This window comes from Enterobacter soli ATCC BAA-2102, from assembly GCF_001654845.1.
GTDB classification, from domain to species: domain Bacteria; phylum Pseudomonadota; class Gammaproteobacteria; order Enterobacterales; family Enterobacteriaceae; genus Enterobacter; species Enterobacter soli.
This window is the reverse complement of record NZ_LXES01000040.1, coordinates 350585-364340: the sequence shown is the minus strand read 5'-3', so window position 1 is coordinate 364340 and position 13756 is coordinate 350585. Positions and strand designations below refer to the sequence as shown.

Here is a 13756-nt window from a genome sequence, read left to right as displayed (position 1 = left end):
TACCACGAGGTAATGTCGTATTTTCATTTTGCATTCCTTGTATGGCTGCTCCTCCCGAAGGCGAGCAGCCTCATGATCCCACTTTCAGGCTTCTGCTGAAGACTGTCCGATCAGGGTCCCAATCACCCAATCCTCGCGCTCTTTATCCACTATCATCCCTTTGGCGGTGGCGGAAAGCATACCGTTGAAGCAGGCAGTAAACCGTTCATCCTGCGAGATAAATCCAGCATCAGGAACATCCCGGTGGCGAAGCATCAGCTTGACATCGCAGATGCACATCAGGGCTTCAAACTGGCTATCACATAAAGCGATGTTCTGACACTTCTCGTTGATTGCGGGCTGTGCACCCTGCCCCATCAGCAATCCCGGCTTCTCGTCAAGATCCAGCCAGCTCCAGAACAGTGCCGGACGCTGCAGCTGGGCCTGCTGATCCAGCTCCAGAATATGAGAAAAGAGGTAAGGGAAAATACGGGCATCAAAGTATCTGAACAGCCCTGCACGTCCCTCATGTGTCGCATCGGTGCAGGCAGTTAACCATTCAGCCAGCGTAGCGAAAGGCCAGGGAGAACAGAGCACCAACAGCGGGGCTGTCTTTTGTACTTTCTGAGCCAGCTCAATAAACCACTGCTTCTGCAGAGGATCGTTTAAAGCGATCCTGATCAACAGCGGAGACTCTTCAGGCAGGGCATCTTCCGGCAAGCCCTGATAGAGAGACTGCCATACCAGAGGTGGTGAAAAATCACTCAGCACAGGGATGACGGAAAAATCGATACCACACTGGTCGAGAATAAAATCAAGGTGAGTCATTTTTATATCAGCGCAGGTTTGCTGAAGCAGATTCACCCAGTCAGTGATATGGGTCGTGCTCACTTATGCCCCCCTTGGCACAAAGCCCTGTGCCAGCCGCTGCGCCTTTTTCAGACACTCTTTGCATACTGACGAAGGCAATTCTGGCAGCGGATAATCCTCACTCGCCGGGCCCTGTAATTTGTGCTGCCCTTTCAGGCTTAACAGGCCTGGGCCATGCACGTTGATTTCGCCCTGTGGTGTGAGCTTGATGTAAGCGCCACCGCAGGCAAGCGTGATCCCATTCTTTGCCGTCAGTTGCAGGTGCCCTTGGGTAGACTGCACCGTGACATCCTTCATTGATGTGAGCGACAGCGTATCCGCGTGAGATTCCACCGCCAGCGGGCCTTTGGCAGAGACCAGGCGAATGCCTTCCTGATGCGCCATCACCGAAATGGCCTGTTTGGCATTGACCGAATAGCGCTGTGCCGTGTTGAGATTAACTTCACCCAGGCTTTGCAGGTACAGACCTTTCCCTGTATGCACCACTGCCGTTTCGGGTGTGACGGCGGCAATACCTTTCGGCGCAGACATCAACAAAGTCGGTTCTTTGAGTACGCTGGCTCCTGAAACAAGCGCCTGAAGGGGTTGTGTATCCGGTGCAAAGTTTTGGTGGGTCCTTGCAAGCTCCTCCCATTCTGCAACCTGATTTACCGCACCTTTCAACAGGCTAATCGCTTGCTCCATCGCCAGAACGTCGCCCTGCGCCTTTGCTTGTCCGTCCGCCGAGATAAATATCCCTTTCTGTGCCCGAATCGCGCCCCAACTGTCCGTGCGCAGTTCAAAACCCTCACCGCGCTTCTGCTTCTCGCTGTCGACCAGATGCCCGAGATTCAGCTGACTCTTGCCGCCGTACTCCGTGCTGATCTTAATATGCTCTTTCCCGCGCTCGTCATCGAGGCGGATTTTGTTGTTTGCTGGCGTACGCAGGACGTTGCGCTTGTAGTTCTGAATGGTGACATGGTCGCCGTGGGCCGAGTCGTGCAGCACACCGGAGATGTACGGCCTGTCCGGATTACCATCCTCAAAGCCAATCGCCACTTCGGTGCCCGCCAGCAGCGGCAGGTGCAGGCCGTAGGTGTCACCGGCGTACGGTCGGGACTGACGCACCCACAGGCTTTCGAACCCGGTCTCCCAGTTATCACGGTCGAACAGCATGTTGACGCGGTAGCGGCCGTCTTTATCGATATGCCCGTAGGTATCGTTTTCAGTAGTGCTGGTAACGCGCGCGGGCAGCGTGCCTGCCATCACCGGGCGTAAGCCTGGCTCCGGACGAAAACTAAAATCAGTGCTGTCCGGTATCCCCTCAAAATGCACACCAAAATCTTCATCACGCCTTGCGTGAGTGTGCATACGGGTAATAACAACGCCCTGACTGAACACCTCTGCCACTTCATAGCCGCCGGTGACTTTCAACTGCATCCCCGGGGCCAGCGTCGGACAGCTGGTGATGGCCTGCGCCTTCGTCTGGCCATTCAGGTAGCGCTCATGGTGTATGCGAGCGTAAAACGCACCGGACTCCGGGGCTGGGTTGCGGTCATACGCACTTCCTTGTATCAGATAGTTATCCGCATAGTGATAAGCATCGCCGTAGGTGGTGATATCCCCACGGGTTGCGTCCACCAGGGTGTTCATGTCATCCGTCGCCTGCCGATAGTTGTAATCACGGGTGCTAACCTGCTTCTGCACCACGTTGTGGTGGCACTCCATGCCCCAGACTGAATCCACGCCCTTTGAATGCTGGCCGGACGGCGGCACAGATGGCAGGGTCAGACCTTTCTCGTAACCCTGCTGGCTGTCGTAAAACTCCACCACGTCGATGTTCAGACGTGTGTCGGTGGTAAAGCGGAACCAGATACCGACTTCACCCAGCAGGCGGGTAATAAAGTGCAGGTCGTCCTCGCCGTACTGCATCACCTGCTCTCGGCGCGGGTACTCTTTTGCAAGAGAGAACAGAAAATCCTGGCCGCGCATGCTGTGGCGCTCGCGCAGGATTTTTTCCACGATTTGTGGGACCGATATGTCCTGATAAATGGCGTTCTGGTGCGAACGGTCAAGCAGCGCCAGGCGGGGCTGCAACGTCAGCGCGTAATGAGTTTCATCCTTTGAGGTGTTGAGACGTTCAAAGCCACTCACCACCCCCTGAAGAGTACGCACAGCCTGCTGAATTTTGATGCCGTAACCCTGATCAACCGGAGCCTGCAACGTCAGGGAGGCCGCCTTCATCAGCATCATTTCTTTGCTGATGGCATGGTCAGAGCTTGTGAATTCAATACGGTAGCTGAACGGCGTGCTCAGGGCTTCATCGCCTTCAAACGCCAGCACATCGAGTTCTGCTTCACATTCCTTCACCGACAGCTGGTGATGGTTGTGACTGAATCTGATCGGGAGATGACTGCTCATACGTGCACTCCTTGTGTACGGTCAAACTCCAGCCCGATACCCTCTTCCTCACTCCAGCTAAGGCAAAGCGACTGTGGTTTCTGTCTGGCGGCCATATGGGTCAGCAGCTGCTGGCTCAGCACCGGCAGAATTTGTTGATTAAGCAGACTGTCAACGTTGCGTGCGCCGGTATCCGGCAGCAGGCAGGCGGCGGTTAGCGCGTCATACAGGCTTTCATCTATCTGCGTGGTCAGGCCGTAGTGACGGTGCAGGCGTTTGCTGACCTGTGACAGCTTCATTTCGACAATAGTGCGCATAGCCGCTTCCACCAGCGGGCGGTAAATCACGGTCTGGAAACGAGCCAGCAGTGCCGGCTGGAAGTGGTCGCGTAAAATCGGGCGCAGCAGTTCGTGCAGATCGCCTTCGGTAGCCTCCGGCTGTTCGTCCAGCAGCTGCATCAGGTGGTCGCTGCCGAGGTTGGAGGTCATCAGGATAACGGTGTTGCGAAAGTCGATTTCGCGCCCTTCGCCGTCGCGCATAAAGCCGCGGTCGAAAACCTGGTAGAACAGGTTCATTACGTCACGGTGCGCCTTTTCCACTTCATCGAGCAGCACCACGCTGTACGGGCGCTTGCGCACGGCCTCGGTGAGAATGCCGCCCTGGCCGTAACCGACATAGCCCGGAGGCGAGCCTTTCAGCTGCGACACGGTGTGCGGCTCCTGGTACTCGGACAGGTTAATGGTAATCAGCGATTTTTCACCGCCGTACAGCACGTCCGCCAGCGCCAGCGCGGTTTCGGTCTTACCTACACCACTCGGACCGACAAGCAGGAACACGCCCTGCGGCCCGTTTTCGGAAGTGAGGCCGGTTTTCGCCGCGCGAAGACGCTGCGCAATAGCGTTAAGGGAAACATCCTGCCCGACCACACGTTTGCCAATTTCGTTTTCCAGGCTCAGCAGTTCGGTCTGTTCGTTTTTCATCAGCGAAGACAGCGGCACGCCGGTCCAGTCGGCGATAACATTCGCGACCATACGGGTGTCCACATCCGCCTGAACCAGCACGTCGCCCTGTTGTGCCTGTTCGAGTTGCTGCTGCAGCTCGGAAATCTCAGCCTGCTGGCTGATGTCCTGTCGGCTGGCCATCAGCTGCTGTACCAGCGCCTTTTCGTGGCTGAAACGCGCTTCCTGCTCCTCGATACGCGCTTCCAGTTCAGTCCGCTGCTGCCCAATGGCCCCAAGGCGATCACCATGGCGGTTGCTGCCAGCGGCGATATCTTCGAGTAACGCCTGCTCTTCCAGTGCCAGTGCGGTCAGTTGTGCTTTCAGGCGCACAATTTGTTCTGGCACCGTATCGAGACTCATACGCACACGTGCGGCCGCGGTATCCAGCAGGTCAACGGCCTTGTCAGGCAGCTGGCGTCCCGTCAGGTAACGACGGGACAGCGTAACGGCCGCACGCACCGCATCGTCAGTGATGTGTACGTTGTGGTGTTCGGCATAGCGGGATTTGAGGCCACGCAGCATCAGGCACGCAGTGTCATCATCCGGCTCGTCCACCTTCACCATCTGGAAGCGACGTTCCAGCGCGGCATCGCGCTCGAAATACTGTTTGTACTCGCTCCAGGTGGTCGCGGCAATGGTGCGCAGTTCGCCGCGGGCGAGTGCTGGTTTCAGCAGGTTGGCCGCATCCGCGCCGCCCGCCTGGTTACCTGCACCAATAATGGTGTGGGCTTCGTCGATAAACAGCAGAATCGGCACCGGTGACTGCTGCACCGCGTCGATAACGTTTTTGAGGCGCTGCTCGAACTCGCCTTTCACCCCTGCGCCAGCCTGCAACAAGCCGAGATCAAGGGTGCGCAGGATGACCGGTTTGAGGGACTCAGGCACATTGCCCTCGGCAATACGCAGCGCCAGGCCTTCGACCAGCGCGGTTTTACCGACGCCTGGCTCACCGACCAGGATTGGGTTGTTCTTACGACGGCGCGAGAGAATATCCACCATCTGGCGGATTTCGGTATCACGACCGAACACAGGATCAATCTTGCCCTCTTTCGCTTTGGCGGTGACATCGAGGGTGAATTTATCCAGCGCGTTCTGTAGCGCCGGGTTCAGTTCGCCCTCTTTCAGCTCTGCACCAACCGGACGGCCAACAAACTCCACCTCACTGCCGTGAACCTGGGCCAGTTCAGCCTCAAACTGCATCTCCGGGCGTTCATCAGACTGAGCATCCAGCAGCGGGCGTAGTCGGGAAAGCTGACTCATCCCGAGCGTCAACAGTGGCCACAGCCCGTCGCAGTGAGCAAGTCGTGGGTTTTCCGTCAGCGCCATCAGCAGGTGCTGGCTTCGGATACTTTCCTCTCCGGCAAGTGAGGCCTGCATCCAGGCTTCCTGCATCAGTTTCTGAATATCTGCGGACAGTTGCGGGCGGCTGCGTACCGAACGCGGTTGATTATCCAGCCAGCCGAGCAACGCCTGCCACAGCGTGTCCATATCCCACTCGTAGCGACGTGCCAGCACCGTCAGGTCACCTTCCCCCTGTTCGAGCAACTTCAGCAGCCAGTGCTCCGGCAAAATTTCCGCATGGGCACGGGTCTGGCAGAGCGAAGCCGCCCCTTCCATCGCACGAGCACAGTAAGGGTTCAGACGTCGCAACAGGATGGCTGGATTTTCCATGAATCTCTCTCTTTGTCGGTTCCTGGACACGCTACCGCCCATCGCTGTTTCCCGGAATGGGGTCCAAAGCGCATAAGGTCGGGCTGGCAGTTTGTGGGTTTCTTTGCTGAAAGCCCGTTTCAGACAGGCACTCAGCAAAAAACTGCGGACAGGAAACCCCGTCCGCATCGGGCTTAGGCGGTGGCGCGTTCGTTCCAGGAATCGGAATGAATGATGTTGCCGTCTTTGTAGGTCCAGGTGATTTTTTCGTAACGCAGTTCAATGCGCTCAAGGTGGTTGTGCTTCTCTTTAGAAGGATCCTTGATGTCATACATTTCAGGATTCACTTTCACCACTTTCACGTTTTCCAGTTTGGTGTTGAAGTACTCCACTTCCTGGCCCGCGTCGTTGATTTTGTACCACTTGAATTCCGCAGACTTGAGGGTCTGACCGGTGGTCACCGCCTTGTACAGGTACGGACTGGACGAGTCGATTTCCTTGGTGAACAGGAACGGGGTGTGGATACGGGTACCGGTCAGTTTGCCGGTGTTGTTGTCAGTCGGGATGTACAGGTTATGCTGCTGTGCCACCACTTCGATGCTGCCTTCACGATCCTGAACGTCCACAGAACCTTTAATGTCCGCGCCGCCGTCGTCTTTCAGCCAAAGATAAACAGGAATTGCCATGGAATTACTCTCCATTGTGTTGTGATACGCCATCATCCTGCGATGACGTCTGGGTGTGGCCCGGTATCTGACAGGCATTGGCCTGCGGTACCAGACTGATTTCGACACGGCGGTTGAGCGCACGCCCATCCGGGGTGTCATTGGTTGCGATCGGGCGGCTCTCGCCATAGCCCTGTACCGCAAAACAGCTTTCCGGCACATCACCGGTATCTCGCATCCAGTCACGCACCGCTTCGGCACGTTTCAGGGACAGCGTCTGGTTCAGTTGCGGATTGCCGGTGTTATCGGTATGCCCGGACACGACAATCAGCCAGCCCGGTTTCGCTTTGATGCCGACCAGTGAATTCACCAGCATTTTGGTCGAGCCCGCCTTCAGCACGGATTTGCCGGAATCGAACAGCGACATGCTGTCAAGGCGGATAATTTTCGGTACCGGTTTCGACTGTGGTTCAGGCGGCGGCGGTGGCGGCACATACGAACGGATCGCATCCAGCACAGGCATTCGCAGACGCTCCCCCTGATACAGACCGAGACCCATCCGCGCCGGTACACCATTGCGTGCCTGGTCATCCAGCTCTGCCGCGTCGTCATGCAGGACAGCAACGGCATCGGCTTTTGGGCCGAAATCATGCATCGGGATACGGTCATAGCGGGCAATATCGAAGCTCACACGCTGCAGCAACTGGTAATTGTTCCAGCCACTACTCAGTAGCGCCGCAATCGCCGCCAACGTGAAAATCCCGAGAGCACAACGGAAGGCTCGTCCACGCGGCGTCATGCCTCGCCCTTCAGGCAGCAGCGGCAGGATAAAATCCGGGAAGGGGGAGATAACCGTACTGTCCGTTCCTACCGGCTGCCAGCCCGCTACCTGCTGCATCGCAGTGTGACGGGAAAGCCACGCAGTCCAGGCAGATGTAGCCAGGCTTCCGGCAAGGATCGGTCCCATGCCCCACAGCACCGCGCCAGGAGCAATGACAGGAACGTCGGGGTTCTCATCCATAAAGACAGCCTGGACATGCTGATGGAACCAGCTCATCAGGCTGTTCATCAGCACCTGTTGCTGCACCGCCAGCGTTCCGCCGGTGGTGACCCATGCAGCGATTGAACTCGGCGCTGAAGACTCACGCCAGACCCTCACACCTTCCCCCGGAATAGCTGCCTGCCAGAGCAGGTCATTCGTCATCGCGCTGCCAACCTGGCCATTCAGAACCAGCGGCACAGAATGACCCGTTTCTTTACGCAGTTGACTGATTTGCCAGCGCAGGGCGAGCAGACGACGGGTAAGCCGCTCGCTGTCGGCGTGTTTCTGCGGACAGACGCTGACCATCACCGACAGCTGGCGACCCCAGTCAGGTCGCAACCACAGTACCTGGCGGGCTGCCTGCACCAGATCCTGATGATCCTCCACGCGGATCCAGCAGCCCTGTGTGACCGTAAGCACCGATGACTGCTGCATACATGCCAGCGGCAGATCGCCACAGACCAGCACCACGGGCTGACGGTAGGTGGCTTCCGGGAGGTCATCCAGGCACAGGGTGACGTCATGCTCCGCACGACGACTGGCGACAGTCCAGAACGCCAGGATTAGCCCCAGAACGGTAAGCAGAATAAGCACAGAAACCAGTCGGGATACCGGCAGGAACCCCAGGCAGACCACTGCACTCAGCAGGGCGGCCCACAGCGCAAGCCCGCGCTGTTGTGCAGGACTCATTTCACGGCTCCCGGTAGCAGGGTCAGCAGCGTCTGATCCAGCCAGTGATCCAGTCCCCACCAGAGTGCGACGAGCACCATCACGCTCAGGCCAATACGCACGGGCCATGACGCCAGCCAGCCGCCCATTCCACGCCCGGCACGGCTTTCTGCCAGTACCGGGTGAGTCTGCGGATAGCTGAACGGCGTGACATGTTCACTGAGCGCGTTGGCGAGTTTTTGGCGCTCCGGATCGTTCAGCGAGCGAAAACTGCCGAGGAACCCCAGCATCATGACCCGCTGAAAGCAGGTGACAACAGCGTGGTCAGGCGCCGGTTCACGCAGCACATCACGCATTCGATCGCACAGCGTATCACCGGCATCCATGGTGCCGAGGAAATGTCCCTGTAGGGGAATGTCATACCATTGCACACAAGCGTCATCCTCCACACCACGACCTTTGACCGCTTCATCAAGCAGTGCACACTGGGCAGTGAGAATATGCTGGCAACTGGCTTCATCGAGTTCGCTCGCTTTCAGCTCACGCTGCACGCACTCAACATCAGCAATGCAGCGCTCCCACAGCGTGCGCCCTTCTCCATCCTGAAACGTCGGACCGTGACGCAGGCTGATCACCTGCAGCCAGGTGTCCTGCAACAGGGCATCAATATCAATCGACGCGGCCACGCCGCGTTTGCGCTCACTCATGTTCTCAGTACCGCAAAGAGTTCAAGTTCCGGCTCGCCGAGCATCCCCGGCACGTAAAACATACAGGTGCCGCTCTGAAGCATTTCGGTTGCCAGAGGATGAGAGACATCGAGGCTGAAATACTGGTTTTCCAGACGCAGTGGAATGGCGGCCGGCACATGGCGCAGCGGCGTCAGAGGCACCCCCACCCGTGATGAATTGACGATACTCCTGACATGATCGGGGCTGCCGACCTTGCACTGGCGCGGGACCTGCTCCTGAAGTTGCGCCACCGGAATCGATGAACGTATGGAAAGGTAGTAATCTGCCCCTTTACGCAGACGTGGGTCATGCAGACGAGCCTGCCAGAAGTGCAGCCGCGCATCATGCTCAAGCTCAATAGCGACCACCCGCGACGGCAGGCTGGCTTCCAGCAGGTCGCCCAGTAATTCAAACAACGGCGGGAAGACATTATTCAGTTGCTCATGTTGCCAGACCGGAATAGCACTCACCTGGTGTTCCAGTGAGAAGGTCAGCAGGCTGCCCGCAAGGCGTGCCAACTCCGGATACAGACGCTCAGGCGGACTTTGCGGGTGGCGCAGGAACTGTCCGAGCACGGGTTCTGCGCTGTTTAGGGCATTGAGCAACCAGAACAGTGACACATCAGCCACGGCAAAATCGGCCATGCGTTCGTTACTTTCACGACGCATGGCCATCAGGCGGCTCAGACGGGCACGCAGCTGTGTCATCAGCTGTTCCAACTGGGTCACCAGCCAGCGACTGCCCTGGATGGTAAGGAGCGGGGGGAGAAATGTTTCATCCAGTAACCACGTCCCCTGCGAATCCTGCTGCAGGCGGGCGACCGGGCAGGTCAGGTAATCGCTGTTATTCTGATGTGCAAACCGCAACGTCAACTCCGGGCGCATTACAGCAATCTGACGGGTATCTTCTCCGAAGGTATTGCGGACATCCCGCCAGCGCTGACGGAAACGTACCGGGCGTTCAGCCACCTCATCGGGTTTAAGGCAGTTGCCGCCATTCGCCCGAAGCAACGGAAGGGCCAGGACCACCACCACTTCCTGCGATTCGCCCTCAAGCGCCAGCACCGGCGGCAGGTCGTCAGCATTATCCGTGTCGATAAGCGTGCCATCGGGAAAACGGATGTGCAGATGACGGGCCTGCAGGCGGCCCATTTTCAGTGCATCCGGTTCGAAAATGGCCTCAATCATTCCCCAGGGATGGGAGAGACCCAGTCGGGCAATGCATTCCGCAGACCAGGCCGCATACGCGGCCTGTTGCTGGAAGTGCTGGGGAGAGACCATCACGCCCCTACCCCATAACGGTTGTTCCGTTTTCATTGGCTTCCTGCCTTAGCTTATGATTTCGCCTTCGGCATCTGAGAGACCAGTGACAGATTGACGTCCATCCCTTCCACCTGGAAGTGCGGGATCGCATACAGTTTCACACGGAAGAATCCCGGGTTGTCTTCGATGTCTTCCACCACCACTTTGGCGTCGCGCAGTGGGTGAGAGGCCTGCAACTCATCGCCCGGGTCGGTCATTTCCGTCACCAGACTGCGAACCCAGGTGTTCAGCTCCAGCTCCAGCAGGCGACGATCTTTAGTGGTACCGATGTTTTCACGCTGAATCAGCTTCAGGTAGTGTGCAATACGTGACAGCAGGAAGATGTAGGGAAGACGCGCATTGATACGGCTGTTGGCCGTTGCATCGGCGGTATCATACAGGGCTGGTTTCTGGGTCGAGTTTGCCGAGAAAAAGCAGGCGTAGTCGCGGTTTTTGTAGTACGACAGGGGAATGAAGCCCAGGTTGGCAAATTCAAATTCGCGGGTTTCCGGGATCATCACTTCACTCGGGATTTTTACCTGATTACCGGTACCCAGATCGTACAGATGGATAGGCAAATCCTGGACGGCACCACCGGCCTGCGGGCCACGGATTTGTACACACCAGCCGTTATTGATAAAGCTCTTCACCATGTTGGATGCAAAGGCAAATGAGGCGTTGGTCCACAGGTATTTGTCATGATCCGGACCTTTCACTTCTTCGACATAATTGAAGCTACGCACCGGTACGGTGTCCGGGCCATACGGCAGACGACCCAACACTCGCGGCATCACCAGACCGATATAACGGGCATCGTCCGTCTCACGGAAAGATTTCCACTTGATGTATTCCGCACGGTCAAAATAGTTACCGATATCCTTGATGGCCGCCACATCCTCCATTGAGTCCTTCAGGAAGAATTTCGGGCCGGCAGAGCCGATAAACGGCATGTGCGCTGCGGCAGACACTTTAGAGATATTGCGCAACAACGCGACATCCTGCGCAGACGCATCAAACTCATAGGCCGAAATCAGCGCGGCGATCGGCTCTCCCCCCGGGGTGTCATACTCATCGATATAGGTATGTTTATACAGTCCACTCTGGATGATTTCCGGGCTGTCTTCGAAGTCCTGACGCAGGTCTTCTTTGGACATGTCCAGCAGCTCAATCTTCACGTTCTGGCGGAAATCGGTTTTGTCGACCAGCGATTTCACGCCACGCCACAGACTTTCTACCGCCTGGAATTCTTCACTGTGCATGACCGCATCCAGCTGACGGCTAATCTGATAGTCCAACTCCGCGATATGGTGATCAATCAGCGTTTTATCGAGTTTTTCAATTTTGGAGCCCGATTTTGTCAGGCACTCAAGGAACACCTGCATCCCCGCCGTTAAACGTTCATCTGCAGTCGCATCCGACATCGCCTGTGCATCCTGCCAGATATCCAGCGCACTCAGCTCGGACACCGGGTTCAGGTTGATTTTTTCAAACAGGGACGCATAAACGCCACCTGCTGCAGGACGTTCCAGCACCACACTCTCACCACCCGCAGCATTTTCATTTTTTACAGACATCAGCATCTTCCTTATTAATCCGTTAAATCATCGTGACCGTTATGGCTGTTTCGGGGCCAGGGCAGACAGCTCTGAGCGAAGTTCTGCGCTTAACGCAGGGTCGAGCAGAATCTTTTCCAGTTCCTTACGGAAAGCCTGGTTATCAAGCAGGTTCGCTTTTAAATCACGAAGCAGATTGCGCATGGAAAGCATGGCCTTCAGCTGAGGTATTTGCCGGGAGACCTGTTCAGGAGTGAAATCCTTCATGCTCTGGAAAGTCAGACTGATATTGTCTTCGCTGCCGTCATCAGCAAGTGTGTTTTTAACGGTCAGGTTTACGTCTGGGGAATAATCGGAAAGCACTGCGTCAAAGTTGTTTTTATTCAGAGTAACTTTTTTACGCTCTGATAATGGTGCGGACTCGCGACCGTTACTGAAGTCACCTGCCACCAGTAATTTCAGGGGAAGTTCCGTTTTCTTGCTGGCTCCCCCTGTATGCAGGTCAAGTTTTAGATTAATACGTGCCTTCGGTACTTCATTCTGGAAACTGTCAGCCATCTCATCATCCCTCGGTTTATCGCTGTGTATCATTTTCACGCTACATTTCTTTACCGGCGATAATAGAATAATGATCGTCACAAGATCAAATTTACAGATCTTTAATCCGCTATAAGAAAATACTTAAGAATTTTCTTCCAATTGTTAATGGTAATTTGTCCTGACACACCAGCAAATTGAACTACTGGCAATACAATAAACAAACATTTATATCGAAAGAGTTAAAACAAACGCTAAATTGTTAACAAATCGATCTTGAATTGACTCAAATCAATACGTAAGAACAGAAAATACTCATCCGTTATGAAGTTATGGCTTGAGGATTAAAAGGGATAAAAGATATTGGGGGCGCTGCGCTTGCCCGGCCTACATTTTCAACGTATCGATCACCGCTCTCAGCGCGGGCGACACGTTGCGGTGCGGGTAGTAAAGGAACAGCCCTTCCATGCGCAGGCTGTAGCGTAACAACACCCGGATAAGCGTTCCGCGCTCAAGGTCGTCCGCCACCAGCTCTACCGGCACATAAGCCAGCCCCAGACCCAGCCGTGCGGCTTCAGCTTCCATATAACTGTCGGATAACGCCCACTGTCCTTCTGGCCGATGGGTAATGATTTTCTCGTCCTGCACCAGTTCCCAATGGTAAAGACTGCCGTCGGCAAGCTGGTAAGCAATACAGGGGTGAGTCGTCAGTTCGGAAGGCGTTTGCGGGAAACCGTAGCGGCGAAAGTGCTCCGGCGTGCCCACCACCGCCATCTCCATGTCGGGCGTGATACGCACCGCGATCATTCCCTGCCCCACTTCCGGCCCCAGCCGCACGCCCGCATCGAACCGCTCGGCGATGATGTCGACAAAGCGGCTCTCGTTCATTAGCTCCAGCCGGATATCCGGGTAGCGCTGCTTAAATACCGCCAGTTTCGGCAGCAGACATTTGTCGATAGCGTGCTGGCTGGCATTAATGCGCACCGTACCAGAGGGTGTCTCGCGAAAATGTGCCAGGGTGGCAAGGCCGTTATCGAGCGCATCAAATCCCGATTCAGTGGTGCGATAAAGCTGCTCGCCAGCCTGAGTCAGGGACAGTTTTCGTGTGGTACGCACCAGCAACTGAACGCCCAACCGCGCTTCCAGTTCGCGCACCGAACGGCTGATCCCGGATTGTGCCAGCCCAAGCCGTTGCGCGGCTGCCGTAAAGCTCCCTTCCCGCACCACCTGCATAAACAGGTACAGCTCATTGTAGTTTTCTCGCTTCGCCATCCCACACCCAGATTTATAACAAAATGATATTAATCCTAGCAGTTTTAGCCCTCTAATCAGCACTATTTCTGCTAACTATAATGGCCGCATCACAACAACACACGGTACCG

The 13756-nt window shown here is 56.1% G+C and carries 10 protein-coding genes; all 10 read right to left on the bottom strand.

The window, feature by feature from the left end; all coding sequences use genetic code 11:
• Positions 1–84: 84 nt before the first annotated feature.
• Positions 85–870, bottom strand: a complete 786-nt coding sequence (gene tla1 / locus M987_RS15660) for a toxin Tle1 chaperone Tla1 (RefSeq protein ID WP_014070074.1) — start codon at positions 868–870, stop codon at positions 85–87.
• Positions 871–3249, bottom strand: a complete 2379-nt coding sequence (locus tag M987_RS15655) for a type VI secretion system Vgr family protein (protein ID WP_014070073.1) — start codon at positions 3247–3249, stop codon at positions 871–873. It abuts the gene before it with no gap.
• Positions 3246–5900: a type VI secretion system ATPase TssH gene (gene tssH, locus M987_RS15650; protein WP_014070072.1), complete on the bottom strand. Its 2655-nt coding sequence runs from the start codon at positions 5898–5900 to the stop codon at positions 3246–3248. The genes M987_RS15655 and tssH overlap by 4 nt, the downstream gene beginning before the upstream one ends.
• A gap of 173 nt (positions 5901–6073) precedes the next feature.
• Positions 6074–6565: a type VI secretion system effector Hcp gene (gene hcp, locus M987_RS15645; protein ID WP_014070071.1), complete on the bottom strand. Its 492-nt coding sequence runs from the start codon at positions 6563–6565 to the stop codon at positions 6074–6076.
• Positions 6566–6569: 4 nt separating this feature from the next.
• Positions 6570–8276 carry an OmpA family protein gene (locus M987_RS15640; protein ID WP_014070070.1) on the bottom strand — a complete coding sequence of 569 codons (1707 nt, stop codon included), beginning with the start codon at positions 8274–8276 and terminating at the stop codon, positions 6570–6572.
• Positions 8273–8962 (bottom strand): type VI secretion system protein TssL, short form, encoded by a 690-nt coding sequence (tssL, locus tag M987_RS15635; RefSeq protein WP_014070069.1) that lies wholly within the window; start codon positions 8960–8962, stop codon positions 8273–8275. The genes M987_RS15640 and tssL overlap by 4 nt, the downstream gene beginning before the upstream one ends.
• Positions 8959–10299 carry a type VI secretion system baseplate subunit TssK gene (tssK, locus tag M987_RS15630; protein ID WP_014070068.1) on the bottom strand — a complete coding sequence of 447 codons (1341 nt, stop codon included), beginning with the start codon at positions 10297–10299 and terminating at the stop codon, positions 8959–8961. The genes tssL and tssK overlap by 4 nt, the downstream gene beginning before the upstream one ends.
• A 17-nt stretch (positions 10300–10316) precedes the next feature.
• On the bottom strand, positions 10317–11864 hold the full coding sequence (gene tssC, locus M987_RS15625) for a type VI secretion system contractile sheath large subunit (protein WP_041162054.1): 1548 nt from the start codon (positions 11862–11864) through the stop codon (positions 10317–10319).
• Positions 11865–11897: 33 nt separating this feature from the next.
• A complete protein-coding gene (gene tssB / locus M987_RS15620; protein WP_014070066.1) occupies positions 11898–12395 on the bottom strand; it encodes a type VI secretion system contractile sheath small subunit in 498 nt (165 codons plus the stop codon).
• A gap of 366 nt (positions 12396–12761) precedes the next feature.
• Complete coding sequence (locus M987_RS15615; protein ID WP_014070065.1) at positions 12762–13646, bottom strand: LysR family transcriptional regulator; 885 nt, start codon at positions 13644–13646, stop codon at positions 12762–12764.
• Positions 13647–13756 lie beyond the last annotated feature (110 nt).

Bases quoted from the DNA above. Each gene is read 5' to 3' on its own strand.
- M987_RS15655 (WP_014070073.1), bottom strand. From the start codon at position 3,249: ATGAGCAGTCATCTCCCGATCAGATTCAGTCACAACCATCACCAGCTG.
- tssH (WP_014070072.1), bottom strand. From the start codon at position 5,900: ATGGAAAATCCAGCCATCCTGTTGCGACGTCTGAACCCTTACTGTGCT.
- hcp (WP_014070071.1), bottom strand. From the start codon at position 6,565: ATGGCAATTCCTGTTTATCTTTGGCTGAAAGACGACGGCGGCGCGGAC.
- M987_RS15640 (WP_014070070.1), bottom strand. From the start codon at position 8,276: ATGAGTCCTGCACAACAGCGCGGGCTTGCGCTGTGGGCCGCCCTGCTG.
- tssL (WP_014070069.1), bottom strand. From the start codon at position 8,962: ATGAGTGAGCGCAAACGCGGCGTGGCCGCGTCGATTGATATTGATGCC.
- tssK (WP_014070068.1), bottom strand. From the start codon at position 10,299: ATGAAAACGGAACAACCGTTATGGGGTAGGGGCGTGATGGTCTCTCCC.
- tssC (WP_041162054.1), bottom strand. From the start codon at position 11,864: ATGCTGATGTCTGTAAAAAATGAAAATGCTGCGGGTGGTGAGAGTGTG.
- tssB (WP_014070066.1), bottom strand. From the start codon at position 12,395: ATGGCTGACAGTTTCCAGAATGAAGTACCGAAGGCACGTATTAATCTA.
- M987_RS15615 (WP_014070065.1), bottom strand. From the start codon at position 13,646: ATGGCGAAGCGAGAAAACTACAATGAGCTGTACCTGTTTATGCAGGTG.